This window comes from Pyxidicoccus sp. M15 (assembly GCF_056858435.1).
Map to the genome: position 1 here is coordinate 774,130 of NZ_CM166495.1, position 24,167 is coordinate 798,296.

Here is a 24,167-nt window from a genome sequence, read left to right on the forward strand (position 1 = left end):
CGCGCCAGGCGCCTGGGTGAGGGCCGCTCCCCAACCCGTTCCACGAGGGACGCGGGTGGGGAGCGGAGCTGTTTCCAGCGGGCCTCAGCGCGCCTTGCGGATGGGCAGGAACACCGGCTTCCACATGAGCCGCTCCAGGTGCGCCTCCAGGTCCTCCGGGAGTTGCTCGCCGCAGACGCCTTCCTTCACCGCCTGGCGGATGACGGCAATGGCCACCTGCTTGCTCGCGGTGTGGATGCGGTCCATGCGCGGGTAGAGGCCGCCCTGCGCCAGCCGCTGCGCGTCCACGAACTCGCCGAGCGCGAGCGCCGCTGCGGTCACCATGCCATCCGTCACGCGCCTCGCGCGGCAGGTGAGCACGCCCAGCCCCAGGCCCGGGAAGATGAACGCGTTGTTGCCCTGGCCCACCGGGCACAGCGCGCCGTTGTACTCCACGTCGTCGAAGGGACTGCCGGTGGCCACCAGCGCCCTGCCGTCCGTCCAGCGGTACACGTCCGCCGGCACCGCCTCGCTGTTGGCCGTGGGGTTCGACAGCGCGAAGACCACCGGGTACGGCGTATTCTTCGCCACCTCGCGCACCACTTCCTCACCGAAGGCGCCGCGCTGGCCGGACAGCCCCAGCAGCACCGTCACCTTGGCCTCTCGCACCGTCTCCAGCAGCGAGGGAATGGCGCCCTGCACCTTCCAGCCCGCCACGCGCGACGGCTCCTGGGCCAGCTCGCGCTTGTAGGGCTCCAGCCCCTTGCGGTCCTTGAGGATGAGCCCCTTGGAGTCGATGAGGAAGATGCGCTCGCGCGCGGCCTCGGCGCTCAGCCCCTGGAGCTGGAGCCCGCGCACAATCTGCCGCGCCACGCCCACGCCGCCCGCGCCCGCGCCGTGGATGACGAAGGTCTGCTGGGTCAGCGGCTGCTGGCTGCGCCGCGACGCCGCGAGCACCACCGCGCCCGTGCCCTGGATGTCGTCGTTGAGCGAGGGCAGCACGTCCTGGTAGCGCTCCAGCACGTCGAAGGCCTTCTGCTTGCTGAAGTCCTCCCACTGCAACAGCACGCGCGGGAAGCGGCGCTGGAGCGCGGTGACGAAGCGGTGGATGAAGTCGTCGTAGGCCTGGCCCTCCAGGCGCTTCATCCGCACGCCGAGGTACAGCGGGTCGTCCAGCAGGTCCTGCCGGTTGGTGCCCACGTCCAGCTCCACGGGCAGCGTCACGGCGGGGTCGATGCCCGCGGCCGCCGTGTACAGCGACAGCTTGCCGATGCAGATGGCCAGGCCGCCGAAGCCCTGGTCGCCGATGCCGAGGATGCCCTCGTTGTCCGTGGCGACGATGAGCTGCACGTCCGGGAAGGGCGTCTCCTCCAGCAGCGAGTCGATGCGGTCGATGTTCTCCGGGTTGACGACGAGCCCGCGCGGGAAGCGGTAGATGCGGCTGAACTGCTCCACCGCCTGCGCCACCGTGGGCGTGTAGATGATGGGCATCATCTCCTGGATGTGCGTGTCGAGCAGCGCGTAGAAGAGCACCTCGCTGCGGTCCTGCAGCGCGCGCAGGAAGACGTGCTTCTCCAGGTCCGTCTTGAAGGACTTGAAGTTGGCGTAGGCTCGCGTGACCTGTTCCTCCAGGGAGGACACGTGCGTGGGCAGCAGGCCCAGCAGGCCGAAGGCCTCGCGCTCCTCGCGGGTGAAGGACGTGCCCTTGTTGAGCAGCGGGAGGCGGGTAAGCAGCAGTCCCGGCAGGGACGTCTCCAGGTAGGGGCGCCCCTCGGCGTCGTACTTCTTCTCGTATTGTTTCATGGCGACAGCGTTCCCTCTTCGCGGCGCCCGCGCCAGCACGTCTTTTCAACAACCCCCCGCAAATGGCGATGCCCGCGCAGGGCCTGCGCGGGCACCGTCCACTGAGTCATGTCGCGCGGGCCGGGTTACTTGCTGCGCGTACCGGACTCCGGCATCGAGGAGCTGTCACCGGACGTGTCCGTGGAGGTGTCCGGCGTCGTCATGTCGGTGCCGCTGCCGCCCGTGCCGGACGGGTCCAGGGTGGTGTCGTCGCTCGGCTCGGTGCCCATGTCGCCGCCCATGTCGTCACCGGAGCCGCCGGTGCCCGGCTCCACGGGGGTGCCGGAGCCGCTGGTGCCCGAGCCGGTGCCCGGGTCCATGGTGCCGGAGCCGGTGCCCGGGTCCATGCTGCCGGAGTTGATGTCGCTCCCGGTGCCGGTGCCGCCGGTGCCCGGGTCCATGGTGCCACCCGTCTCCGGACTCATGCTCGGGTCATCCATGCCCGTGCCGCCCGTGCCCGGGTCGGTGGTGGTACCGGTGCCCGTGCCGGTGCCGGTGGTGTCACCTCCCGTGGTGCCGGTGCCGGTGGTGTCACCGCCCGTGGTGGACGGCGCCGTGGGCTCTTCCTTCGTGGCGCCAGAGTCCGACTTGCAGCCGGTACCGAGCGCGAGGAAACCGGCGGACAGCGAGGCGAGGACGAGCTTGGTCTTGAGGAACTTCATGTGGGTCTCTCCCAGTGTGTGAGGGTCTTTGGCTGCTGCTGGTGGGGAACGTGAGCAGCCAGATTCCGGTGTGCAGGGAGCGCTTCTCTGGCTGCCTGCTCTTCGGGGTGGCACTGGGAACAATCCCTGGGGACGACTTGCAGGGTCGGTTTCGCGGGTCAGTCAGCGGTGTCGGGGCCCTCCAGTCGGGGGCGGTCATCTCCCCGGGTGCCCCGCGCACGGCGGCGCAGGGACTCGCGCCAGCCCGGGGCGAGCAGCTCGCAGTCGGCCAGCGCGGCCGCGGCGTCGGGCGCGTGGCCGTGCATGGCGTGGTTGGCGAAGGCGACGGTGAAGGCGGGGAAGGGGCGCTCGAGGAGCTCCAGCGCGTCACCCTCGCGCACGGGGCCTTCCTCCAGCACGCGGAAGTACCAGCCGGTGCGGCCCGTCTGCTGGATGAGCAGCGCCAGGTCCCTGCGTCCCCAGCGGCGAGCGGGCTTCCAGCACGGCTGGCGCGGCTGGGACACCTGCACGCGGGCGCCGCCCACGCGCAGCACGTCGCCGATGCAGACGCCGTCCTCCGCGCCGCCGGAGAGGACCCAGTTCTCGCCGAAGGCGCCCGGGCCCACGTCGTCGCGCTCCAGGCGCTCGCGCCAGAAGTCGTAGTGCGAGGCGGGGTAGGCGAGCACGGCCTTCTGGAGGCCGCCGTGGACCTGGAGGTCCGCCTGCCCGTCACCGGCGAGGCCCGTGCGGGACAGCCACAGCGGCCCGGGCACCGGCTCCTTGAAGATGGCGCTCGTCCACGGCCGCTCCAGCGGCGATGGGGCTCCGGCCGTGCCCAGCTCGCGGGGCAGGCCCACGCGCAGCGAGAGGATGTTCATGGCTCGCGGGACAAAGCAGGCGCGGGGCCGGGTGTCCAGCGGTGCGGGGGGCGCGAAACAGGGTGAGGGGCACGGCGAGGCCGCAGTGGAGACCACATGCCCCAAGCCGTTCCTGTGTTGCTGCCGCGTTATCCGCCCGACATTGCTGGACCTTGTCCACCGAGCTGTATCCGCTAGCGCCGTGCTGCCGTGCGTACCCGCGGACATGTGCAATATCGTACCTGCGCCTGACCCGACCGGACTGGAGCACGGTGCTTGCCGGCAAGGAATTCAATCGCTACCCGAAGAAGTTCCTCGCCGGTGGTATCAGCATCAATACGACGAACGTGGGTGCGCAGGGACAGGCGCGGGCCGTCGCTGACGGGACACCGGCACGCTGGTCCTGGCGCTGCATCCTTGGCGTCATGCACCTTTAGCGCCTGGATGCTGGTAGCGTCGAGCGCATCCCCAGACCTGCGGGTTCCTCAGAGTCAATATGCCGAGCGAATCGCACATCCTGACCGTACCGTCCCTCCAGGGTCTCACCGACCTTCCTACGGTCATGGCCTATGGTGACCTGGACGACCACCTACGTCTCACGGTCCTCCTCGCCACGCAGCTCCGCGCGAGCGTGGATCCGAAGCTCGTGGAGATGTGCCAGGCCCGTGGGACGTCGTGGCACAAGAGAAAGAGGGCACTCCAGAACCTGCTCCGGGAGGCACAAGCTCACTCCCCTGCGCTCTTTGTCCGTCTGGTGGATCCGGATGCCCTCGACATCGGCGAGGTGTCCCCCCGTGACAGGTGGGACGATGCGACCTTCCAGCGTGAGCGTTCGGAGTTCTTCAACCTGCTCCTGGAGTCCTTCGCCGAGGGCGGGTGGGAGGTGGTCCGCCAGGCGCCTCTTCCGTGGACCACGAACAAGCTCGATAGCCTGGACGGCATCACTTCAGAAACGCCACGACTCCAAGCCCTTCCTGCAACCGCGGATGCTCGCCGCCTGGATGCGGCGCTGCAGCCCGTATCCGCCGCGGTACGGCCTCTTCTTCAGGCACTGGTCGATGATGGGAGACTGCATGCGCGAGAGGCCGCGCGCATGTTGGAAGCCTCGACGGCACCTCAGCTCGACGACCTTGTGCTGGAGATGGCGTACGACGCGCTCAGCCCCAATGCCATCGAAGCAGCCAAACGTCTTGCCCTGCTCAGAGGTCCCCAGCATTGGAATGGAGTCGCAGGTCCGTTTGAACAGCGTGCCGACGCCACCTCCATCCTGGAAGCCGGGCCCGCCGGGATTCCCCGTGCCGCTGTGCGGGAGTTGGTTGAGAACCACTGGGTTGATGTATTCGTGGGAGCAGGCCGTCAGCATCAGTTCTTGATGGCGAACGCGCTCCGGCGCTTCCTGCTTGCCCGCGCGGCCATTACCCAGGGTGAGCTTCTGGTCGAGGAGCATCGCTGGCTGGCATCTCGTGAGCCTGGGGACGTGAGTGAAAGCGTAGAAATACATCACCATGCGGTCGAGAGTCTGGACCCCGTCCTTGCTCGTGATAGCGCCAGATACTATGGCGCCGACCTCCGGCGGATTGCCTTCGACCTGAGCAAGAACCGGAGTCAGTACCAGCAGGCTGCCGAGGTCTATCGACTCATTGTCGATGAGTTCGATGCCGACGATGCCTATGCATGGGAATACCTTGGCTTCAACCTGGCCTGCTCCCATGAAGGCAAGGAACTCCCGCCTGTTATCCGCGACGAAATCCGCGATGCATATGTCCGAGCGAGCAAACTCGACCCAGACAACCCCCTCTACAAAGGGAGGGAGCTGGGATTTCGGGTGCGCATCGGGGAGCGAGTCAACACGGACTTCAAGCGGTACCTCCGGCGCTTTCGCGGCATGGGGCACCTGGCGCTCTCATTCTTTTCCAAGCCTGTGCTTGAACCCATGGCGTTCAATCAGCGCCATGCGCTCATTGACGAGTGCAGAGCGGATGACCTGATGGGCCTTCCCGAGCTCAAGGGCCTCTTCTGATGGCTTCATCCCACTCGGCTCTTTTCGCGGGATTGCCGGCTCCCAGGCCCGGAGAACTCACGGTCTACGTCTTTGGTCCTGGCTATGGTGAGTCGCAGGTGCTGGCCCTGCCTGATGGGAAGTGGCTGGTCGTGGATTGCTGTCTGCTCGGTGGCGTGAACCTGCCCCTCGAGTTGCTCAACCACTTCAACGTCACGACGATTGATCTCCTCGCCATCACTCATCCCGACCTGGACCACTACAGAGGGCTCCCGGAGCTGCTTCAGCACGTGTCCGTGCGCAAGCTCTGGCGCTATCCGGGGTTCCAGACCCTGAGGGAGCTGCTGGTCCTTCTCGAGAAAACGGAGTCGCACCCGCGCTTCGCCGAGATGATCCATGCGCACGAAGCGATGACCCCATTGATGAGGTCTCCTAAAGGCGAGGAGGTCTCCTATGGCATCCGGTGGTGGCCCAGGGACGCGCCCTACCAGGTGCACTGCATTGCACCCGGCTCCGCGGAGAAGACGTCCTGGTTCGAGTCGCTATCGGAGCTCATCCGGCGGCTCCAGCGCGGTGGGCGGCTCAGTGCTGATGAGACCCGCAGGTTCATGGAGCGGGGCAATGAGCTCTCGTTGGCCCTCGTCGTCTGGTGGAATCAAATGGGCGTCCTGCTGGGCGGAGACGTCGAGAGCCCCGCCGCGAGTGACCGGGGGTGGAGGGCCGTCGTCGCCAATCTTGCCGAAGACGATGACCTCGCGGACCGGGGGCTGCGCCTGATTCAAGACCTGCGCGTCGTCAAGGTCGCCCACCATGGTTCGGAAGGAGCCTTCTGCGAGGAGGCCTGGGCCCACCACGGTAAGACGGGCAAGGTCGAGCTTGCATTGGTGACGCGGTTCAACAGAGGAAGAAACCCTCCGCCACAGACCTCGGGTCTCGACCCCTTGCGGCGTTTCGCAAGGAGGCTTGCGTTGACGTCAGAGCCTTCGGTGGGATGGTCCGCCGTGACCGGGGCCGGCTGGGAACGTGTCGTGCACCCATCGGGTCCTGGCGCGGCAGCTTGCGTTGCATTGACGCTCGGACCCCAACCACCCGCAGGTATCGCACTCTCGACCCAGGCCGGACTGTTCGAGCCTTCCGCGGCTGGCAGCCCTTGAAGCCAAGGGGAGACAGGCGTCCGCGGAAACTGGCATGAGTCGAGCGAGTGCACCGGGCAGCCGCGCGATGCGGCGGCGCCCCCGGAACCTCTCCGGGAGCGCGCCCCCTTCGTAGTCCTAGAACCCGGTGCCGCCGTCGAGGACGGAGCTCCCCGTGGGCGGCTGGAACGTGCTGGACGAGCCGCTGGGATTCGGGCTCACGCCGGGCGTCGTCCCGTAGCCGGAGCCGCCCATGCCCACGCCCGCGTCCGTGCCCGTCACGGACGTGGCGCCGCCGGTGCCCGAGCCGCCCATCCCCGTCCCCGTCGTCCCGGGCGCCGTGGTGGTGGTGCCCGTCGACGTGCCCGTCGCACCCGGCGCAGTGCCCGTCGCACCCGGCGCGGTGCCCGTCGTGCCCGGCGGCGTCGCGCCCGGCGCCGTCGTGTCCGGCGTCGTGACGCCGGTGGAGGTGCCCGTGCTGGTGCCCGAGGCGCCCGTGCCCGTCTGGCCCGTGCTCGGCGTGGCCTGCGCCAGCGTCACCGGCGCCTCCGTCGCGCTGCACGCCGTGCCCAGTGCCAGGGTCCCCGCCAGCGCGCCTGCCCACAACCAACCCCGCTTCGTGTGCTTCACCATTGCTGCCTCCCTTTCGTGGGTGTGCGTCCTTCAGCGTTTCAGCTCGTGTGCGTGGCGGGCTTCGAGCCCTGGGGCCCCGCCACCGTCGTCTCCTTCTCCTGGACCCGGCGCGCCCGGTGGCGCCGCAGCCGGCGCTCGGAGAGCACCAGCAGCAGGGCCGGGAAGGCCACCAGCATGATGAGGAGGTTGCTGGCGAAGCCCAGGTTGGCCACCGCGCCAATGGAATTGAGGCCCGGGTGGTCCGCGAGGAAGAGCGCGCCGAAGCCCATGGCGCTCGTCAGCAGGCCCCCGCAGATGGCCCGTCCCGTCTCCGAATAGACAGCCACGAAGTCGCTGCCAGGCGATGACAGGCGCGTCAGCAGGTGCACGCCCGCGTCCACCGTGGTGCCGATGAGCACCGGGACGACGAGGATGTTGAGGTAGTTGAACTTCGCCCCCATCAGCGGCATCAGCCCCACCAGCGCCAGCAGCGACACCACCGTGGGTGCCAGGCACAACAGCGCCATGCGCAGCCCGCCCAGCGTGGCCCACATGGCCAGCAGCACCGCCAGCGTGGCGCCACCGAGGATGAGCGGCCCCTCGTGCGTCACCATGTCCAGGATGTCCGCCAGCACCAGGGCCTCACCGGCGATGGGGCTGCGCTCGACGCCCGCGGGCCGCACGCCGCGCACCTCGCGCGCCAGCGCGCGGATGGCCTGCCCGTCCGACAGGCTCACCGACGGGTACACCATGACGAAGCCGCTCGTGCCCCCCTGCCGGCTCTCGAACTGCTGGCGCACGCTGGCCGGCAAATCCGCCTGCGTGAAGGGCGGGGCCTTCACCTCCCGGCGCAGGGACGCCAGCTGCTCGCGCTGCTGCGGCGACAGGCGCTCCTCCGGGACGTCCTCCAGCTGCTTCGCTAGGCGCTGGAGCACGGCCTGCTTCGCCTGCTGGTCCGGCGGGACGAGCGACGACAGCGAGGCCACGAAGTCGATGGTGGAGTCCTTGCCGCGCGCGCGCTGCGTCTCCTGGAGCGCGCGCACCATGACCTGCTCCTGCTGGGGCGTGTCGGTGAGCACGACCACCGGCGTCTGCGAGTAGCCGATGATGCGGTTGACCTCGCGGTCCAGCACGAAGGACGGCAGGCCCTCGTCCTCCAGCGAGCGGAAGTCGTAGTCGAAGCGCAGCCGGGGCGCCTGCGTCAGCAGCCCCGCGAGCAGCACGCCGGACACGGCGGTGATGAGCAACCGGTGCTTCACCAGCACGCGGCCCATGGGCGAGTGGCGGGGCGCGGCGGTGGCGAGCCGGGGCCGCCACTTCCAGCGCGCCGCCAGCCCCAGCATCGCGGGCAGCACCAGGACATACGCGGCGACGAGCACCAGCATGCCCACGCCGGCGATGACGCCGAACTCGCGGAACGCGCGGAAGCGCGAGGTGCCCAGCACGAAGAAGGTGAGCGCCGCCACCAGCGCGGACACCAGCGCCGCGCCGCCCGTGTGCGTGAAGGAGTCGCGCGTGGCCTGCTCGGAGGACTCGCCCTCGCCGCGCAGGTGCAGGTAGCGGCCCAGCAGGTGGATGCCGTGCTCGATGCCGAGGCCACCCAGAATCGCGCCGAGGAAGCCGGTGAGCAGGTTCACCTGTCCGTACACCGCCGCCACCAGTCCGTACGTCCACGCCAGGCCCGCGCCCACCGGTGTCAGCACCAGGCCCACCGCGAGCGCGCTGCGGAAGTGGAAGAGGAGGTAGAGGAGCATCAGCGTCAGCGCCACCGCGGACGCCACCGCGATGTCGCGCGAAATCTGCGCCTGCTGGTCCAGCTTCTTCTGGAAGGTGCCGGTGACGTCGACGCGGAAGTCCGGGCCGTACTTCGACACGTCCTGCGCGTCGAGCAGCCCGCGCACCTCGCCGATGATGCGGCGCGAGTACCCCAGGTCCGCGGAGGTGGTGTCCGGCTTGGCCAGCAGCACCACGCGGCGCGCGTCCGGGTCCAGGTAGTAGTCGCCCTGGTCATTGGACAGCCGCTGCCCGGCGCTGCCGCCGTACTTCTGCTCCAGGTCGGAGAAGTCCAGCGACGGCTCCTCCTCGTCCAGCAGGTCCACGTAGAGGGGGTTGGCGCGCTGCTTCTCCCAGGTGATGCGCGCCTCCAGCCGGCGGCTGACCTCCTTCAGGTCCTCCTCGGACAGGAAGTAGAGCGCCCTGTCGCGGAAGAAGGCGCCGGGCCGCTTCACCTCCACGAAGCGGATGCCGGGCAGCGCCTCCAGCTGCGGCGCCAGGTCGTCCGCGAAGCGCTTGAGGGACTCGGCGTCCGCGCCCTCGCCCACCACCGCCACCCAGCCGAGCGCGCCGAAGCGCTGCTCCAGCGAGTGCAGGTCCTGGACGCTCTCGAACGACTCCGGCAGCAGGTCCACCAGGTTGGCGTTGAGGCTCAGGCTCCTGGCGAGGAAGCCCCCCACCGCGGCCAGCACCACCGCCAGCAGCAGGGCCAGCGCGGGACGCCGGTGGTTGTGGGCGGCCACGGCGCCAAGGGTGCGCTCCACACGCACCATCCACTTCCGCTCGCCCTGCGAAGACGTCGTCGAGTCCGGTTCCATCGCTGGCCGGGTCCCCCCATCCGACCCACCGGCCCACCCGGTGGTACGGAGGACGGAGCGGCTTCCCCTCCTCCGGGTGCCCGCTGGCGCGTGCCCCGTGTCGCGGGGCAACGTGCCCACTCCCGAGGGGCCATGCAGTCCGACGCCGCCTGCCTGTCTGCCCCCCGGGTGGGCAGCGCGGGCCCCGCTCATGGGCGGGATTCGCCCGGCTCACAAGGGCGGTTTCCAGGCCCGAAAAAGCGGGACAGACGGGCGGGCGTCCTCGCGAAACCCTTGTTACAGAGGGCAGGTAATTCGCTACCTTACTTTCCGCCTTCCGGCATAAACGCGTTGACTCGACGGTTGGCGCGTGCCCAAGGTGGGCGGCGTTTGCCCAGTCAACACAGCGGGTGTCGCAACATGGATGAGAAGCGTTGGTCGGAGCGGTTCGAGGGGGCGATGGGTCGCCTGGCCGCGCGCAACCACCGGCGGCCCCTTCAGGCCCTGTTGTTGACGCTGGTGCTGACGCTGGCGGGGCTGTTCTTCGCTCGGACGCTGTCGCTCAACGCGGACTTCGTGGGGCTGTTGCCCAAGAACTTCCCGTCCGTGCAGGACATCGACAAGCTGCGCAAGCGCTTCGGTGGCCAGGGCAACGTGGTGGTGGTGGGCATGGGCGCGGAGCCCGAGGCCCTCAAGCGCTTCGCGGATGACCTGGCGCCCAAGCTGGGGGCGCTGCCGGAAATCCGCTACGTGTCGCACCAGCGCCCGCGCGCCTTCTTCGACGAGCACGCGCTGTACTACGTCGACCTGCCGGACCTGAAGACCATCCAGGAGCGCATCGACGCGCGGATTGCCTGGGAGAAGGAGCAGGCCAACCCGCTCTTCGTGCGGCTGGATGACGCGCCTCCGCCGTCCGTGGACTTCACCGACATCGAGCAGAAGTACACCGGCCGCGCCAACCAGCGCCTCTCCGGCCAGGGAGACCTGTACTACCTGGACACGACGGAGCGCATGGTGGTGCTGATGGCGAAGCCCCGGGGCAGCGCCGCGGACCTGAACTACTCGAAGAAGGTGGTGGGCCAGGTGGAGGAGTTCCTGGCCACGCAGGACCTGTCCAAGTACGGGCCGGGCTTCAAGACGGCGGTGACGGGCACCTTCAAGAAGAAGATCGACCAGCAGCGCGTCATCGTCAGTGACTTGGCGAGCGCGTCCACGCTGGCCCTGGTGCTGCTGCTGGCGTACCTGGCCTTCCACTTCCGCAGCGCGCTGTCGGTGGGGCTCACCATGTTGCCGGTGCTGGCGGGCCTGGGGTGGACGTACGGCTTCGTGGGGCTGGCGTACGGGCAGGTGAACCTGCTCACGGGCTTCCTCGCGGCGGTGCTGGGCGGCCTGGGCGTGGAGCACGGCATCCACCTGTTGGGGCGCTACGGCACGCTGCGCTCGGAGGGGATGACGTCCGAGGCGGCGGTGGCGGAGTCCTTCCGGCACACGGGGTTCTCCGCGCTCATCGCCGCGATGGTGGCGGCGCTGACGTTCCTCTCGCTGGCCATGTCGGAGTTCCGAGCGTTCCGCGAGTTCGGCGTCATCGCCGCGGTGGGCATGCTGGTGAGCATCTTCTCGTACGTGCTCATCCTGCCGGCGCTGCTGGGGCTGGCGTCGCGCTTCGGGTGGGCGCCGCGGGTGCACGAGAGCTCGGCGGGGCCGCTGGGGCTCCTGGCGCGGTGGCTGCCGCGCTCGTACCGGAGCGTGGGGCTGGTGGTGGGCGCGGGCGTGCTGGTGCTGGTGTCGCAGGCGCACCGCGTGTCCTTCAACTACGACTCGCGCTCGCTGGAGGACTACAAGCAGGCGTCGGCGGTGCTGGACCAGAAGGTGAACAACATCCTCGGCTATTCGCAGACGCCGGTGGTGGTGCTGACGGACTCGCTGGACATGGAGCGCGAGGTGGTGCGCCAGCTGGAGGCGCGCAAGGCGGCGCGGGGCAAGGACTCCACCATCGACTTCGTGGGCGCGCTGGAGGACCTGGTGCCGCGGCAGCAGGCGGAGAAGCAGCAGGTGCTCCAGGCGATTGCGACGAAGCTGGGCAAGCTGGACCCGGAGCGACTGCCGGAGGACACGCGCGCCACGCTGACGCGCGCGCTGCACATGGCGGCGGCGAAGCCCTTCACGCAGGAGCAGCTGCCGGCCAGCGTGCGCCACCAGTTCGAGAGCCTGGATGGGAGCACGGGCGGCGTGGTGCTGGTGTACGCGGGCGGCGTGAGTCTGTCGGACGGCGAGGGCACGCGGCGCTTCGCGAAGGAGGTGCGCGGCCTGCAGATGCCGGACGGCAGCCAGGTGTCCGCGGCGGGCGAGGCGCTCATCCTGGCGGACATCCTGGACATGGTGTCGCGCGAGGGCCCGCGCATCCTGGTGGCGGCGGTGCTGAGCGTGCTCGCGGCGATGTGGTTGACGCTGGGCAAGCTGCGCACGGCGCTCATCTGCATGCTGCCCACGCTGCTGTCCGTCATCGGGCTGGTGGGCCTGATGTCGGTGCTGGGCCTGCAGTTCAACTACCTGAACATCATGGTGCTGCCGGTGCTGATTGGCACCACGGTGGACGCGGGCGTGCACCTGGTGCAGCGGCTGGGCGAGCCGGGCGCGGACTTCATCTCCGTGTATGGCGAGACGGGCCGGGCGATTACCGGCGGCCTGCTGACGAGCGCCATCGGCTTCGTGGCGCTGATTCTCGCGAAGCACCCGGGCCTCAACTCGATTGGTGACCTGGCCAACCTGGGCTTCGGCATCAACCTGGTCATCGTGCTGCTGGGCTTCCCGTCGCTGCTGCTGCTGGTGGAGCGCTGGCGGCGCCGCCACGGCACCACGCCGGAGACGCCCGAGGAGCCCGCGCCCGAGGCGTGAGCCACTGGCTGGCTCCCGGTGTCCTGGCTATGAAGCGCAGGTGAGCCCGCCACGGTGGTGGCGGCCCCGAGCGAGACACGAGGTAGGCCATGACGCGCGGAATGAGTCGGAGCGGTGCACGGCGGTGGCTGGTGGCGGCGGTGCTGGTGGCCGCCGCGGGCTGCAGCCACGGGAGCAAGAAGGACAAGCAGGGCGACGTGCGCTGTGCGGAGTCGAGAGACCTCACGTGCGTCACCGGCCAGAACTGCACGATGGACCGCGAGCGCGGCTGCGAAGTGTGCCGGTGCGCCCCGGCTGACGCGCTCACGCCCACGGACAACCGGCGGCCGGAGGCGATGCAGCCGAGGTCCTGGCCGTAGGCTAGCGGGCTAGTAGTTGAACCTGGTGAGCGCGGCTGGCGCCAGAGAAGCCTGCTCTGCCCGCTCACGGGGCAGGGCGCTGCTGGGGTTGGGGGCAAGCCCCGCACGCCTGGATACTTCGTTACCAACAACGGCGACGACTTTCTGCGCTTGCTCGTTGGAGAGAATCAGGCCTTCTCGCGCCAGTTGCTCCCGGACCCTGCCAAGCAGCTCGTAGTCCAACTCCAGTTCGGGAGCCTGGGCCCGCGAATGTTCACGCGTCAATCTGGCCTCGCGCGCAGTTCGCAACGCGGACAGAACACCTGGGACCTGCTCACTCGCTCGCTCCAGGCTCGCACGAGCTTCGGCAACGGCCGTGTCATCCAGCTTGGATACCGACCTGCCAACCAGCTCCTTCATCTGCTCATCGAGCGGTAGCTGGGAGAGAAGAGCTTCCAACTTCGCTCGGTCATCACTTCCCATGGTTGCCTCATGAACGAGATTCCGTCCGAGCACAGGTGCATCAAGAGTATTGACGGTCACTCCAAAAGTCCATTGACGTCGCCCAGGACGCCGCGGATGAGCGACTGAGCACTACGCTCAAAGTCCAGGGTCATTACCGCTCCTATCGCCTCCTCGGGAGTGTTGCCCGACGCCAGTTCGACATGCAGAGCGTTGATGGTCTCGTTCACTCCCGCTTGGAGCACCGCGAGTTCCGGATGCGCGAACAGGAACGCCTTCAAGCTCAGGCGCGCCTTGAGGGCAGATGCAAGGGCGATACGGTGCCTGCGAAAGCAGGTGAGGATTGCGTCGCCGCGCTCATCCAGAAGCAGAATCCGAGTCAGGGACAGTGCTCGCTTCAGCGCCTTGATGGGGTCAACCAGGTGCAGTTCCTCCACCTTTTCTCGAAGCCACCAGATGTACTCGCCGAGCAGCACCGGCGAGTCCAGGCGGCGCGGAACCCATGAGCCAACCGGTGCTTCTTGGTGCGTGAAGCTCCTGAGTGCTTCCCCCTCATCTGGGTGTCCGGGCTCGATGCGAAGCACGAGGACAGTCGCCTCGATGGTGCCTGCGAACCGAGTCTCAACGATGAAGTCGCACTTGCCGGCACTTGCCTGGCGGAGTTGCTCCATCAGGGACTGAAGGCCGGCCGGTTGACGCAATTCCGGCGGCCAGGGGTACGCTCGTTTCTCCCACTTGCCATCAGGTAGGGTGTACTTGATGGAGCGGGTTGCGTCCGGCGGCGGTACAAGCTCCAAGAGCTTGACCATGCCGTCGACAACCGACCCATCCGACAATGGAACGTACTCGCAGAAGTCGATATCCCCAAGATGGGTCAAGCCCTCTTGGAAGGTGCTGCTTCCACTGATGCAGATAGTGGATTGCTTCGCGCGTTGAAGCCGAAGTGCCAGGTCGCGGAGCTCCGTCAGGACCTCTGCTCTCGGGAACTCAGGTAGCAGATGGAACGGTACTGAGATGTCCGTTCCCTTCACGACCTGCCGAAGGTAGCCGGGCTGATCCGTGCGTGCCTTCCAGGGTTGGAGCTCCCCCGAACTCGACAGCGCCAGCCCGTGCCATAGGTCTGTAAGCCACGGTGAGACTCGCCGGAGTAGCTGCTGATTTTGCTCCTCTTCCAGATGCCCGCTCTTCCATTCATGGAAGAGATGCACACACGCGCCAATGGCCTCCTGGAACTCCCTCTTGTCTGGCATGCCCGCTGCGCTCCCCCGCTGCGATATCGCCAGTGTACAGGAAACGACTCCGGGGAGTCTCAAGGTCGGCCCCGTGTGCGTGGCGTTGAACAGGTGCCCGGGTCTGGACCCCCCTGAATAGCGTGCTATCCGCCACATGCGTTTCCTGGTCGCAGCCTGTGGCGCGAACGCAGGCTGGAACTCAGCGGGCCTCGGCCGCCGTCGCGGTGGTGGGCCGCTGGAAGGCGCCGTCCATGGCCATGGCGTCATGGACCTGGGCGGCGATTTCGAACGAGTGCAGGCGCGCGGCGTGGTCGTAAATCTGGCCCGTCACCATCAGCTCGTCCGCGCCGGTGCGCGCGATGAAGGCTTCCAGTCCGCTGCGCACCGTGGCCGGCGAGCCGATGACGGTGCACGAGAACATGTGCTCCAGGAACGAGCGCTCGGCTTCCGTCCAGCGGCCCTCCATGCTGTCCACGGGTGGCTGGAGCGGGCCCGGCGTGCCGCGGTGCAGGCTGATGAAGGCCTGCTGGAGGGACGTGGCCAGCCGCTGCGCTTCCGCATCCGTGTCCGCCGCGAAGACGTTGATGCCGAGCATGGCGTACGGCTTCTGGAGCGACGCGGACGGCTTGAAGTTCGCGCGGTAGATGTGGAGCGCATTCATCATCTGGTCGGGCGCGAAGTGCGAGGCGAAGGCGAAGGGCAGGCCGAGCGCCGCCGCGAGCTGCGCACTGAAGAGGCTGGAGCCGAGGAGCCAGAGGGGCACCCTCAGGCCCGCGCCCGGCACCGCGCGCACGGCCTGCTGGGGCGTGGCGGGCTCGAACCAGGCCTGCAGCTCCATCACGTCCTGCGGGAAGCTCTCCGCGCTGCTCATCAAGTCGCGGCGCAGGGCGCGGGCGGTGCGCTGGTCGGTGCCCGGCGCGCGCCCCAGGCCCAGGTCGATGCGGCCGGGGAAGAGGGCCTCCAGCGTGCCGTACTGCTCGGCGATGATGAGCGGCGCGTGGTTGGGGAGCATGACGCCGCCCGCGCCGACGCGGATGGTGGAGGTGCCGCTGGCGACGTGGCAGATGACCACCGAGGTCGCCGCGCTGGCGATGCCCGTCATGTTGTGGTGCTCGGCCAGCCAGAAGCGCTTGAAGCCCCACCGCTCCGCGTGGCGCGCCAGGTCCAGCGTGTTGCGGAGGGCCTGACCGGCGTCACTGCCCTGGGGGATGGGAGAGAGGTCGAGGACGGAAAAGGGAATCATGGCCGTTACCTTTTGGCTGGAGCCGCTCTCTAACACCGGCGAGGGCCGAGCGCAGGCCTTCCGGGAACGGTCCAAAGGTAGCCATCGCTCAGCAGAGGAGCGGGTAGTCCGCCGTGCGGATGAGCAGCCGCCACCGGCCCCCGTCGCGGAACAGGAGCCCGGGCACGACCTGGGCCTTCAGGCCCACGCGCACCAGGTGCACCTCCTGGACGCCGGAGCGGAGCGTGGCGACCCAGGCGGTGGTGGGCTCCGCGTACTCGGCGAAGCTGGCGAAGAGCAGCTGCTGCTTCGCGTACAGGAGCGAGGCCCCCGGGCAGGTGAGGCGGGTGAAGGGCGGCTGCTGCTCCTGGCGGCAGTCCGTGAGCTGGAAGGGCGGGGCGAAGAAGCCGACGCCTCCCTGCCGCTCCTCGAGCACCGCGCTGGCGTCGCCCTGGGGCACCCAGCGGTAGGCCAGGGGGAGCAGGCCCTCGGGGAGGGGCGTGGCGGGGGTGCTCTCGTCCACGGGCACCTGGAACTCCTTCGCCCCGGTCCACTGCTTCACGGTGGGGCCCTTGTCGGGCCTGCCGGGGAGCGGGGCGCTCAGCGTCCCCTCGACGCGCCCCGGTAGGGCGGCGAGCCCCTCTCCGACGTCGCCCGTGCCCGGCTCCTGTGTGTAGACGCCCACGGTGTGGCACGTGGGCCGCCCGGAGTCACACAAGTCAGCGCAGACGGCCTCGACGCGCTGGAAGCGGGCCGTGGCCAGGCCCTTCTTCCCCAGGAGCGTCATGAACTCCAGGCGGGACTCGACGCCCTCCGGGGCCTCTTCGCCGAGGACGACGCGGAAGGTGCGGCCCTGCTGGTCCTCCAGGGCGTAGGGCGCGCTCCACCGCTCGGCAGCGGAGGCACCGAGCGAGGTGAGCGTGAGTCCGAGCATCAGGGCGTTGCGCATGACGTCCTCCCGAGGCAGGCGGGGATTGCAAGGGGTGTTCCCACCTGGAGGATGGCCCCACCGTGGCCGGCGGGCCGCACACCCGAGAATCCGCCGATTCCGTGCGACGCCCCGCCCTCCCGCGGCGGCGGGCTGGCGAATAGCCATTGGGTATGACGACTCGGACGAAGGACGTGGTGATTGTCGGTGGCGGCCCCGGAGGCCTGAGCGCGGCGCTGGTGCTGGGCCGTGGGCGCAAGAAGGTGCTCCTGTGCGACGCGGGCTCGCCCCGCAACGCGGCGGCCGAGCACATCCATGGCTTCGTCACCCGGGACGGCACGCCGCCGAAGGAGTTCCGCGGCATCGGCCGCGAGCAGCTGCGGCCCTACGACGTGGAGGTCCGCGACGTGCGGGTGGAGGGCATCGAGCGCATCGGCCCGCGCTTCCGAGTGCTGCTGGAGGGCGGCGACACGGTGGACACGGGGCGCGTGGTGCTCGTCACGGGCATGGTGGACGTGCTGCCGGACGTGCCCGGCTACAAGGCGCTGTGGGGCAAGGCCATCTTCCAGTGTCCCTACTGCCACGGCTGGGAGATTCAGGACCGGCAGTGGGGCGTGCTCGCGTCGTCGGAGCTGATGCTCGACTTCAGCATGTTCGTGACGGGCTGGACGCGCGACGTGGTGGTCTTCACGGAAGGGGCCGTCGCGGTGTCCTCGGAGAAGCGGGCGCAATTGGAGCGGGCGGGCGTCCGGCTGGAGGAGCGGCGCATCCGCGGCTTCGTACCCACGGCGGATGGGAGTGCACTGGAGTCGGTGGAGCTGGAGGACGGGACGCGGGTGGCGCGGGAGTTCATCTTCGCCCGTCCGCCGCAGCGGCAGGTGGAGCTGGTGCAGCGGCTGGGGCTCGCGCTGGACGAGCAGGGCTTCGTCAAGGTGAACGAGTTCCAGGAGACGTCCATCCCCGGCATCTTCGCGGCGGGGGACCTCACGACGATGTTGCAGGGCGCGCTCATCGCGGCGTCGCAGGGGGCGATGGTGGGATACAAGATGAACCACACCCTGAACATGGAGTCCGTGGGCGTCAGCCATGGGTGAGGTGGTTGAGCTCCGCGCGCCGGCTCGCTACGAAGGCCGCATGGCCTCCGAGTCGTGCACCCCGAAGCACTTCTTTTCGCAGACGCGGAGGGACTTCGAGCAGGGGCGGCTCCCCATCCTGGTGGAGCGGCTGCAGACCCGGGGCTCCGGGCTGCGAGGCCCCGCCTCCGTCCACACCTACGCGGTGGTGATGCTGGTGACGCGAGGGCAGTCCCAGGTGCGGCACGCGGGCGAGTTCGCGGTGCGCGCGGGGGACGTGCACCTCATTCCGCCCGGGGACCCGCATCGGGTGAGCGTGTCGGACGCGGAGGGCTGGGGGCTCGCCTTCCATCCGGAGGTGCTCGGCGGCGCGGACGGCATGGGCGAGGGGGCGTCGCGGCTCGGGCCGTTGATGCGGGTGCGCCAGGGCTGTCACCCCGTGCTGCGGCCCACGGTGGTGCAGCGCCGCCGGCTGCTGCGGTGGATGCGGCTGCTGGAAGAGGAACTGGCGCATGTGGAGCGGGGCGGTGAAGAGGCCGCGCTCGCGCTGCTGCGCCTGGTGCTCATCGAGCTGGAGCGCATGTCGTCGCCCGCCACCGCGCAGGAGTCACCGTCGGTGGGACTGAGCCGCAAGGCGCTCACGTACATCGAGACCCACTGCATCGAGCCGCTGTCGCTGGCGAAGGTGGCCAGGGCGGTGGGGCGTTCGTCCGCGCACGTGGCGGGCGTGGTGCGGCAGGAGACGGGCCGCACCGTGGGCGAGTGGATTCTGGAGTGCCGCATGGCCGAGGCCCGCCGCCGCCTGCGTGGCACGGACGAGCGCGTGGACATCATCGCCGAGCGCGTGGGCTACGCGGACGTGACGCACTTCATCCGGCTGTTCCGCCGCGTGCACGGTGTCACTCCGGCCGCGTGGAGGCGGCGGGTGATGGTGCCTGGAGGTTGAGGCGGAGCACGGCTCCAGGCGCCGTCCTTCGCGGTGTCGCCAGCGGCGCGGTGCCTACTCCGCGCGCTCGCCCGACCGGGACTTCCACGCCTCGACGAAGTTCCAGTGTCGCCAGCGGCGTGATGCCTACGCCGCGCGCTCGCCCGTCCGGGACTTCCACGCCTCGACGAAGTTCCAGTGTCGCCAGCGGCGTGATGCCTACGCCGCGCGCTCGCCCGTCCGGGACTTCCACGCCTCGACGAAGTCCGCGAGTCCACCCAGCTGCCGGTCATTCAGCGTGGACTGCCACCGCGCCTTGCGCAGCTCCCGGTACGCATCCGGCGCTTCCCAGCCGCGAGCCACCATGACGGCCAGGCCCATCAGCGGGCCCCGTCCCACGCCGTGCTCGCAGTGCGTGAAGAGGTGCCCGCCCTTCTCCACCCGGGGCAGTGCCCACTCCACCCCGCGCATCAACTGCTCCACCGAAGGCGGATAGCGGTCCGTCACCGGCAGGTGGAAGAACTCGATGCCCAGCGCCGCCAGCGCCTTCGCGTCGTCGCAGCGCTCCGCGCGCAAATCAATCACCGCGGTGATTCCGCGCGCCTTCAGCTCCGTGTACCGCGAGCGCGGCACGCCGCCGCCCACGTGGAGCCAGTCATTCACGCGCGACACGTTGAGGCCCTGCCCGGGCAGCTTCGTGGTCCACTCCACGCACCGCGCCACCGAGCGCAGCACCTGCTTGCGCACCCAGCCTCGGACTCCCGGCACATGGTGCACGTCGCGGAGCAGCGACACGCTCACTGGTCACCCTCGAGCGTCACTTCCATCAGTCCCGCCAGCGGCGGCTTCCCCGCGCGCTCCAGCACCGCGCGGTGCAGGTACGTCACCGGCGAGCCCACCACCGGCCTCACAATCCCGGCCAGCATGCCCAGCTCCTCCACCGGCGCGTTGCGCTGCAACAGCTGCGTGGAGCGCAGCACCAGCGCCGCCCCGTCGTCCCCGAACACCTCCACCTTCCACACGCTGCGCTCCTTCGCGCCCTCGCGGCTGAGCGTGAAGTGCTCCAGGGGACGGGGGCTGCCACCCTCCTCCCACTCGTACACGGGGCCGAACTCACCGTCCTGGCCCTCGCGCGCCAGCAGCACCATCCGCTCACCGCCGCGCAGTGCGCGGAAGCGCACCCAGCGCCTGGCCAGCTTCGCCGGAGCAATCGTCGAGCGCGTGTGGTCCGCGTACCCGCCACCCACGCGCGTCTCCTCCGCGCCCTTGGGCAGCTGCAGCGTCGCCCGCAGCGGGCTGAACGCCAGCGTCACCTCGTGGCGGTAGCGCGCGCTGCCCACCTCCACGTCCGAGCCCTCGGGAGAGCGCGGCTGCACCGGCGCGGCGTACTCCAGCGCCACCCGCCCGCCGTCCAGCGGCGCCTCCACCCGCGTGAAGCCACCCACCGACCGCGCCGAGCACGCGCCCACCTGGAGCGTGCCGCTGGTGGCGTCGTAGCGCCACTCCTTCTCGCCCACCTTCTTCTGCGGCGTCCACGCGCGCTGCCCGGGACGCAGCACCGACGCGCGGCAGATGCCGTGGCGCGAGCCCGGGCCCAGGTTCGTCAGCGACAGCTGCACCAGCACGAAGGTGCCGTCCTCCAGGTCTCCGATGAAGGTGAAGCTCTCCCCGTAGTTGTCAGCCGGGGAGGGCGTCGGCTCCAGCCCCGCGCCCGCCGCCGTTGCGGGCAGCGCGAGCGCGGTGAGGAGCACCACCACCATCAGGACCTGAAAGAGGGCTTTACGCAGCATGTGGGCGCTGCTCCAGGAGCGCATCCGGCGAGGCGTTGTCGTTGAAGACATAATCGCGCTGCAGGGGCAGGTTCCACGCGAAGTACACGACGCCGCGCACCAGCCACCACCCCAGCGCGTAGGGCAGTTGCGGATGCAACGTGAACAGCGCCACGCCGCCCGCGTTGAGCAGCGCGCTCGTCCCGCTCACCACCGCGTAGCGCGCCAGCTGCCGCGACACCGCCGCGGTGCTCTTGAAGGTGAGCACCCGGTTGATGGAGTAGTTCACCACCGCGCCCAGCACGGAGCCCACCACCGTGGCCCAGGCGGGCAGCAGGCCCAGCCACTCCACCAGCAGCAGCACCAGCGCGAAGTCCGCCGCCGTGGCCACCGCGCCCGCCACCGCGTTGAGGCCCACAATCGCCTTCTCGGAGCGCGCCTCCTGCCGCTTGGGCGCCAGCGCCTTCACCAGGTTCCGGAACCGGGTGATGGCCGTGTAGTTGCTCATGATGGACACGAACACCAGGCCCACCACCGCCAGCCAGTGCATGGGGTGCTTCTCCTCGGGCCAGAAGAGGGCCTCGAGGATGGGCGACAGCGCCGTGCCCACGCCCAGGAAGAGCACCCGCTCCAGCCGCTGCATGGCGCCGTCCCGCACGCTCACGCCCAGGCCCTCGCCCTTGGCGCGCACGTACGGCACCAGCGACGAGCCGAGCAGCGCCATCAGCGCGGGCAGCAGCACCCACGTGTCCCGGTAGTACCAGGCCAGGCCCATCAGCATCGCCGAGTCCACGTACCGGTCCAGCACCGAGTCCAGCGCCGCGCCGGCCGGGTTGGCCTCCTTGCGCGTGCGGGCGATGCGCCCGTCCATGACGTCGAGGATGCCCGCGAAGAGGAACAGCCAGCCGCCCAGCGCGAAGCGGCCCGCCGCCAGCGCCACACCGGCGGAGATGCCCAGCAGGCCCGACAGCATGGACAGCGCGTTGGCCGGCAGCCCCGAGCGCAGAATCACCGCCCACAGGGGCTGGATGACCCAGAAGAAGTAGTGGCGCAGGAAGAAGCCCACCAGCACCGTGCTGCCGCGCTTGAGCGTCTCCTCGTCGCGGGGGATGCCCTTGAAGGCGCACCGGATGCAGAAGAGCAGCAGCCCTCCGAGGAAGTAGGCACAGGCCAGAATCGCGGGGGCCAGCGCCGTCCAGATGCGGGCCGACGGAGACAGGTTTCCGCTCAGCCACGCCACCAGGTTCTCAAGCACGGGTGTCTCCTCTAGAAGTTGTCAGGGGCACTGCGATGGGCGTCGGCGCCGTGCGGCGCGCGAACACCGCCTCCACCACCAGGAAGGCGGCGAGGGCCGCGGTCAACCCCGCGAGCACGTCCAGGATGTAGTGGTGCGTCAGGTACACGGCGGAGAACGAGACCAGCGCCGAGAACAGCGCCGCGGGCACGCGCCAGGCCCAGCCCTTGTGCCACAGGAAGAACACCATCATGAACGGGTAGGACGCGTGCAGTGACGGCATCGCCCCGAAGACATTGGTGTTCCGCGCGTAGAAGCTGGCGAAGTAGTTGATGCCCAGGAGCGCGTCGAACCGCGCCGTGCCCGCCGGGCTGGGCAGCGCCGCGAGGTCCGCGGGACCGGGGCCGTACTTCAGGACGTACCAGGGGGGCGCTGCCGGGTAGACGAGGTAGATGACCACGCCAATGGCATTCACCAGCAGGAAGGCCCAGCACACTTTTTCGAAGCGCGTGTCCTTCTTCACGAAGAAGAAGATGGCCACGGCGAAGACCTCGTACAGGTAGGCCGCGTACGAGAAGCCACAGAGGAGGTCCAGCACCGGATGGAACCGGGTGGCCCACCACTCGGGCCAGTTGAGACCGCCAGGGGCGGGGAACAGCTGGCGCTCCAGCTCCCACAGGTCACCCGTGTGGACGGGGCCCCGGAGGAACAGCCAGAGCCCCTGGCTGTCCAGCAGCATACCGGTCAGCCATAGCGGGAGCCCGCCTGCCAGGAAGCGCCGCGTCCGGGGGCCCGCCCAGGCCACCCCCAGAAGCAGCACGTCCGCGGCGACGTGGTCCCACCGGAGCCGACCGGTGGCCGCCACCAGCGCCACATGGCCCACACCCAGGAAGGTGACGAGCCATGTGAACGGCGTGGCTCTACTTGGAGAGCGGGAGGTCATCCCCGTAGTAGTCGAGTCCGAGGTGGGTGATGGGCTCTTCACCAGCAACGACGCGCAGCGTGTTCTTCAGCTTGGTCAGCTGGATGAACAGGTCGTGCTCCACCGGAAGGCCCGGCATGGCCATGGGGCTCTTGAAGTAGAAGGACATCCACTCCTGGATGCCGCGCCACTCCAGCCGCTTCGCCAGGTCCAGGAACAGCGCGATGTCCAGGACGAGCGGCGCCGCGAGGATGGAGTCGCGGCAGAGGAAGTTGACCTTGATCTGCATCGGGTAGCCCAGCCACCCGACGATGTCGATGTTGTCCCAACCCTCCTTCGCGTCGCCGCGGGGCGGGTAGTAGTGGATGGACACCTTGTGCGCGTACTTCTTGTACAGCTCGGGGTAGAGCTCCGGCTGCAGGATGGTGTCCAGCACGCTCGACTTCGTCACTTCCTTGGCCTTGAAGGCCGCGGGGTCGTCGAGCACCTCGCCGTCGCGGTTGCCGAGGATGTTGGTGGAGAACCAGCCCTCGAGGCCCAGCATGCGCGCCTTGAGCGCGGGGGCGATGACCGTCTTCATCATCGTCTGGCCGCTCTTGAGGTCTCTCCCGGCGACGGGGACGCCCTCCAGCTTCGCCAGCTCCTGCAGCGCGGGCGTGTCCACGCTGGCGTTGGGCGTGGCGTTGGCGAAGGGCACGCCCTCCTTCAGGGCCGCGTAGGTGTAGAGCGCGGTGGGGTTGATGTCCGGGCTGTTCTCGTCGAGCGCCTTCTCGAAGGCGGCCAGCGTCTTGAAGGAGTCCGGCAGCGGGCGGAAGGTCTCCACGCTGCTGCACACCACCATGACGGCGCGCTTGGCGTTGAGCTCCTTCTTGAAGTCGCGGATGTCCTGGCGCAGCGCCTCGATGCTCTCGCGGTGCGTCTTGGTCGCCTTGGTGTGGTTCGCCTCGATGCGGCGGACGAACTCGGCGTCGTGCACGCCCTTCTTGGGCTTGATGGACTGCAGGAAGGGCTTCACCTGCTCCAGGTGCTTGTCGTTCAGCACGCCGGAGCGCACCGCGACCTGGTACGCGTCCTCGCTGATGATGTCCCACGCGCCGAAGGCGACGTCCTGCAGCTCCGCCAGGGGCACCAGCTCGCCGAGCTTCACGGTGCGGCCCTCGGTGCGCTTGCCCAGGCGCGCCGTGCCCATCTGCGTCAGCGAACCGATGGGCTGACCCTTGCCCTGACGTGCCAGCTCCACGCCCGCCATCAGCGTCGTGGACACCGCGCCCAGGCCCGGCACCAACACCGCCAGCTTGCCCTCGGGCTTCGAGACCGACCTCTTGTTTTCCATCTTGGAGTTCCTTCGAAGGGCGGAAACCAGTGCGCCCCGCTAGACGTATTCGAGTCCGCCGTATGCAGTGCCTTCGGTACGATACCTATGGGGCATGCGGAAAATCTCGAAAGCGGATGGTTGATACTCTAAAGCGTTGGTGACTTCAACGTGATGTGGTCCGCGCGCTCGTTACCACGGCCGGCGACGGACTGAATGGAT

21 protein-coding genes are annotated in these 24,167 nt (G+C 69.1%); 7 read left to right on the forward strand and 14 right to left on the reverse strand.

Annotation, left to right across the window (positions count from 1 at the left end):
* Nucleotides 1-84 precede the first annotated feature (84 nt).
* The 3 genes from ACX9TP_RS03065 to ACX9TP_RS03075 all read right to left on the reverse strand — a co-directional run bounded on the left by ACX9TP_RS03065 (nt 85) and on the right by ACX9TP_RS03075 (nt 3,340).
* Nucleotides 85-1,782 carry an NAD-dependent malic enzyme gene (locus tag ACX9TP_RS03065; RefSeq protein ID WP_482978193.1) on the reverse strand — a complete coding sequence of 566 codons (1,698 nt, stop codon included), beginning with the start codon at nt 1,780-1,782 and terminating at the stop codon, nt 85-87.
* A gap of 125 nt (nt 1,783-1,907) precedes the next feature.
* Complete coding sequence (locus ACX9TP_RS03070; protein WP_482978194.1) at nt 1,908-2,483, reverse strand: hypothetical protein; 576 nt, start codon at nt 2,481-2,483, stop codon at nt 1,908-1,910.
* Between the two features lie 158 nt (nt 2,484-2,641).
* Entirely contained in the window at nt 2,642-3,340 is a 699-nt protein-coding gene (locus tag ACX9TP_RS03075) for an MOSC domain-containing protein (protein WP_482978195.1), read from the reverse strand.
* Nucleotides 3,341-3,591: 251 nt separating this feature from the next.
* On the opposite strand from ACX9TP_RS03075, the gene ACX9TP_RS03080 reads away from it, so the two are divergent.
* Genes ACX9TP_RS03080 through ACX9TP_RS03090 form a run of 3 tightly spaced genes read left to right on the forward strand, consistent with a single transcriptional unit; the run spans nt 3,592 to nt 6,472 of the window.
* The gene (locus ACX9TP_RS03080; protein ID WP_482978196.1) at nt 3,592-3,756 is read left to right on the forward strand and encodes a hypothetical protein; all 165 of its coding nucleotides are present in this window, start codon (nt 3,592-3,594) and stop codon (nt 3,754-3,756) included.
* Between the two features lie 59 nt (nt 3,757-3,815).
* Nucleotides 3,816-5,339 (forward strand): hypothetical protein, encoded by a 1,524-nt coding sequence (locus tag ACX9TP_RS03085; protein WP_482978197.1) that lies wholly within the window; start codon nt 3,816-3,818, stop codon nt 5,337-5,339.
* Complete coding sequence (locus ACX9TP_RS03090; RefSeq protein WP_482978198.1) at nt 5,339-6,472, forward strand: MBL fold metallo-hydrolase; 1,134 nt, start codon at nt 5,339-5,341, stop codon at nt 6,470-6,472. The genes ACX9TP_RS03085 and ACX9TP_RS03090 overlap by 1 nt, the downstream gene beginning before the upstream one ends.
* A 117-nt stretch (nt 6,473-6,589) precedes the next feature.
* Here the strand turns inward: ACX9TP_RS03090 and ACX9TP_RS03095 are convergent, their stop codons facing one another.
* A complete protein-coding gene (locus ACX9TP_RS03095; protein ID WP_482978199.1) occupies nt 6,590-7,084 on the reverse strand; it encodes an Erp protein in 495 nt (164 codons plus the stop codon).
* Nucleotides 7,085-7,122: 38 nt separating this feature from the next.
* Nucleotides 7,123-9,654, reverse strand: coding sequence for an efflux RND transporter permease subunit (locus tag ACX9TP_RS03100; protein ID WP_482978200.1), 2,532 nt, complete (start codon nt 9,652-9,654; stop codon nt 7,123-7,125).
* A 399-nt stretch (nt 9,655-10,053) separates the two neighbouring features.
* On the opposite strand from ACX9TP_RS03100, the gene ACX9TP_RS03105 reads away from it, so the two are divergent.
* Both ACX9TP_RS03105 and ACX9TP_RS03110 read left to right on the forward strand, forming a co-directional pair.
* Entirely contained in the window at nt 10,054-12,528 is a 2,475-nt protein-coding gene (locus tag ACX9TP_RS03105) for an efflux RND transporter permease subunit (RefSeq protein ID WP_482978201.1), read from the forward strand.
* 89 nt (nt 12,529-12,617) lie between these two features.
* Complete coding sequence (locus ACX9TP_RS03110; protein WP_482978202.1) at nt 12,618-12,887, forward strand: hypothetical protein; 270 nt, start codon at nt 12,618-12,620, stop codon at nt 12,885-12,887.
* A 9-nt stretch (nt 12,888-12,896) separates the two neighbouring features.
* Here ACX9TP_RS03110 and ACX9TP_RS03115 read toward each other — a convergent pair whose 3' ends face one another.
* The 4 genes from ACX9TP_RS03115 to ACX9TP_RS03130 all read right to left on the reverse strand — a co-directional run bounded on the left by ACX9TP_RS03115 (nt 12,897) and on the right by ACX9TP_RS03130 (nt 16,731).
* Nucleotides 12,897-13,409 (reverse strand): hypothetical protein, encoded by a 513-nt coding sequence (locus ACX9TP_RS03115; protein ID WP_482978203.1) that lies wholly within the window; start codon nt 13,407-13,409, stop codon nt 12,897-12,899.
* Complete coding sequence (locus ACX9TP_RS03120; RefSeq protein ID WP_482978204.1) at nt 13,406-14,578, reverse strand: hypothetical protein; 1,173 nt, start codon at nt 14,576-14,578, stop codon at nt 13,406-13,408. Before ACX9TP_RS03120 ends, ACX9TP_RS03115 begins: the two co-directional genes overlap by 4 nt.
* Before the next feature lie 181 nt (nt 14,579-14,759).
* Nucleotides 14,760-15,803, reverse strand: a complete 1,044-nt coding sequence (locus tag ACX9TP_RS03125; RefSeq protein ID WP_482978205.1) for an LLM class flavin-dependent oxidoreductase — start codon at nt 15,801-15,803, stop codon at nt 14,760-14,762.
* 88 nt (nt 15,804-15,891) lie between these two features.
* Complete coding sequence (locus ACX9TP_RS03130) at nt 15,892-16,731, reverse strand: hypothetical protein (protein WP_482978206.1); 840 nt, start codon at nt 16,729-16,731, stop codon at nt 15,892-15,894.
* A gap of 152 nt (nt 16,732-16,883) precedes the next feature.
* On the opposite strand from ACX9TP_RS03130, the gene ACX9TP_RS03135 reads away from it, so the two are divergent.
* Entirely contained in the window at nt 16,884-17,804 is a 921-nt protein-coding gene (locus tag ACX9TP_RS03135; RefSeq protein WP_482978207.1) for an NAD(P)/FAD-dependent oxidoreductase, read from the forward strand.
* A 40-nt stretch (nt 17,805-17,844) separates the two neighbouring features.
* The gene (locus ACX9TP_RS03140; protein WP_482982359.1) at nt 17,845-18,729 is read left to right on the forward strand and encodes a helix-turn-helix domain-containing protein; all 885 of its coding nucleotides are present in this window, start codon (nt 17,845-17,847) and stop codon (nt 18,727-18,729) included.
* A gap of 198 nt (nt 18,730-18,927) precedes the next feature.
* Here the strand turns inward: ACX9TP_RS03140 and ACX9TP_RS03145 are convergent, their stop codons facing one another.
* From ACX9TP_RS03145 to ACX9TP_RS03165, 5 genes are read right to left on the reverse strand one after another with little or no spacing between them, the layout of a single operon-like run.
* Nucleotides 18,928-19,509: a protein-tyrosine phosphatase family protein gene (locus tag ACX9TP_RS03145; RefSeq protein ID WP_482978208.1), complete on the reverse strand. Its 582-nt coding sequence runs from the start codon at nt 19,507-19,509 to the stop codon at nt 18,928-18,930.
* A complete protein-coding gene (locus ACX9TP_RS03150) occupies nt 19,506-20,498 on the reverse strand; it encodes a hypothetical protein (protein ID WP_482978209.1) in 993 nt (330 codons plus the stop codon). The genes ACX9TP_RS03145 and ACX9TP_RS03150 overlap by 4 nt, the downstream gene beginning before the upstream one ends.
* Complete coding sequence (locus ACX9TP_RS03155) at nt 20,488-21,732, reverse strand: GtrA family protein (protein WP_482978210.1); 1,245 nt, start codon at nt 21,730-21,732, stop codon at nt 20,488-20,490. The genes ACX9TP_RS03150 and ACX9TP_RS03155 overlap by 11 nt, the downstream gene beginning before the upstream one ends.
* Nucleotides 21,725-22,654, reverse strand: a complete 930-nt coding sequence (locus ACX9TP_RS03160) for a phosphatase PAP2 family protein (protein WP_482978211.1) — start codon at nt 22,652-22,654, stop codon at nt 21,725-21,727. Before ACX9TP_RS03160 ends, ACX9TP_RS03155 begins: the two co-directional genes overlap by 8 nt.
* A complete protein-coding gene (locus ACX9TP_RS03165) occupies nt 22,632-23,966 on the reverse strand; it encodes an inositol-3-phosphate synthase (RefSeq protein ID WP_482978212.1) in 1,335 nt (444 codons plus the stop codon). The genes ACX9TP_RS03160 and ACX9TP_RS03165 overlap by 23 nt, the downstream gene beginning before the upstream one ends.
* Between the last annotated feature and the right edge of the window lie 201 nt (nt 23,967-24,167).

Coding starts and splice junctions, on each gene's coding strand:
- ACX9TP_RS03065 (WP_482978193.1), bottom strand. CDS start 1,782: ATGAAACAATACGAGAAGAAGTACGACGCCGAGGGGCGCCCCTACCTG.
- ACX9TP_RS03070 (WP_482978194.1), bottom strand. CDS start 2,483: ATGAAGTTCCTCAAGACCAAGCTCGTCCTCGCCTCGCTGTCCGCCGGT.
- ACX9TP_RS03075 (WP_482978195.1), bottom strand. CDS start 3,340: ATGAACATCCTCTCGCTGCGCGTGGGCCTGCCCCGCGAGCTGGGCACG.
- ACX9TP_RS03085 (WP_482978197.1), top strand. CDS start 3,816: ATGCCGAGCGAATCGCACATCCTGACCGTACCGTCCCTCCAGGGTCTC.
- ACX9TP_RS03090 (WP_482978198.1), top strand. CDS start 5,339: ATGGCTTCATCCCACTCGGCTCTTTTCGCGGGATTGCCGGCTCCCAGG.
- ACX9TP_RS03095 (WP_482978199.1), bottom strand. CDS start 7,084: ATGGTGAAGCACACGAAGCGGGGTTGGTTGTGGGCAGGCGCGCTGGCG.
- ACX9TP_RS03100 (WP_482978200.1), bottom strand. CDS start 9,654: ATGGAACCGGACTCGACGACGTCTTCGCAGGGCGAGCGGAAGTGGATG.
- ACX9TP_RS03105 (WP_482978201.1), top strand. CDS start 10,054: ATGGATGAGAAGCGTTGGTCGGAGCGGTTCGAGGGGGCGATGGGTCGC.
- ACX9TP_RS03110 (WP_482978202.1), top strand. CDS start 12,618: ATGACGCGCGGAATGAGTCGGAGCGGTGCACGGCGGTGGCTGGTGGCG.
- ACX9TP_RS03120 (WP_482978204.1), bottom strand. CDS start 14,578: ATGCCAGACAAGAGGGAGTTCCAGGAGGCCATTGGCGCGTGTGTGCAT.
- ACX9TP_RS03125 (WP_482978205.1), bottom strand. CDS start 15,803: ATGATTCCCTTTTCCGTCCTCGACCTCTCTCCCATCCCCCAGGGCAGT.
- ACX9TP_RS03130 (WP_482978206.1), bottom strand. CDS start 16,731: ATGCGCAACGCCCTGATGCTCGGACTCACGCTCACCTCGCTCGGTGCC.
- ACX9TP_RS03135 (WP_482978207.1), top strand. CDS start 16,884: ATGACGACTCGGACGAAGGACGTGGTGATTGTCGGTGGCGGCCCCGGA.
- ACX9TP_RS03140 (WP_482982359.1), top strand. CDS start 17,845: ATGGCCTCCGAGTCGTGCACCCCGAAGCACTTCTTTTCGCAGACGCGG.
- ACX9TP_RS03150 (WP_482978209.1), bottom strand. CDS start 20,498: ATGCTGCGTAAAGCCCTCTTTCAGGTCCTGATGGTGGTGGTGCTCCTC.
- ACX9TP_RS03160 (WP_482978211.1), bottom strand. CDS start 22,654: ATGACCTCCCGCTCTCCAAGTAGAGCCACGCCGTTCACATGGCTCGTC.
- ACX9TP_RS03165 (WP_482978212.1), bottom strand. CDS start 23,966: ATGGAAAACAAGAGGTCGGTCTCGAAGCCCGAGGGCAAGCTGGCGGTG.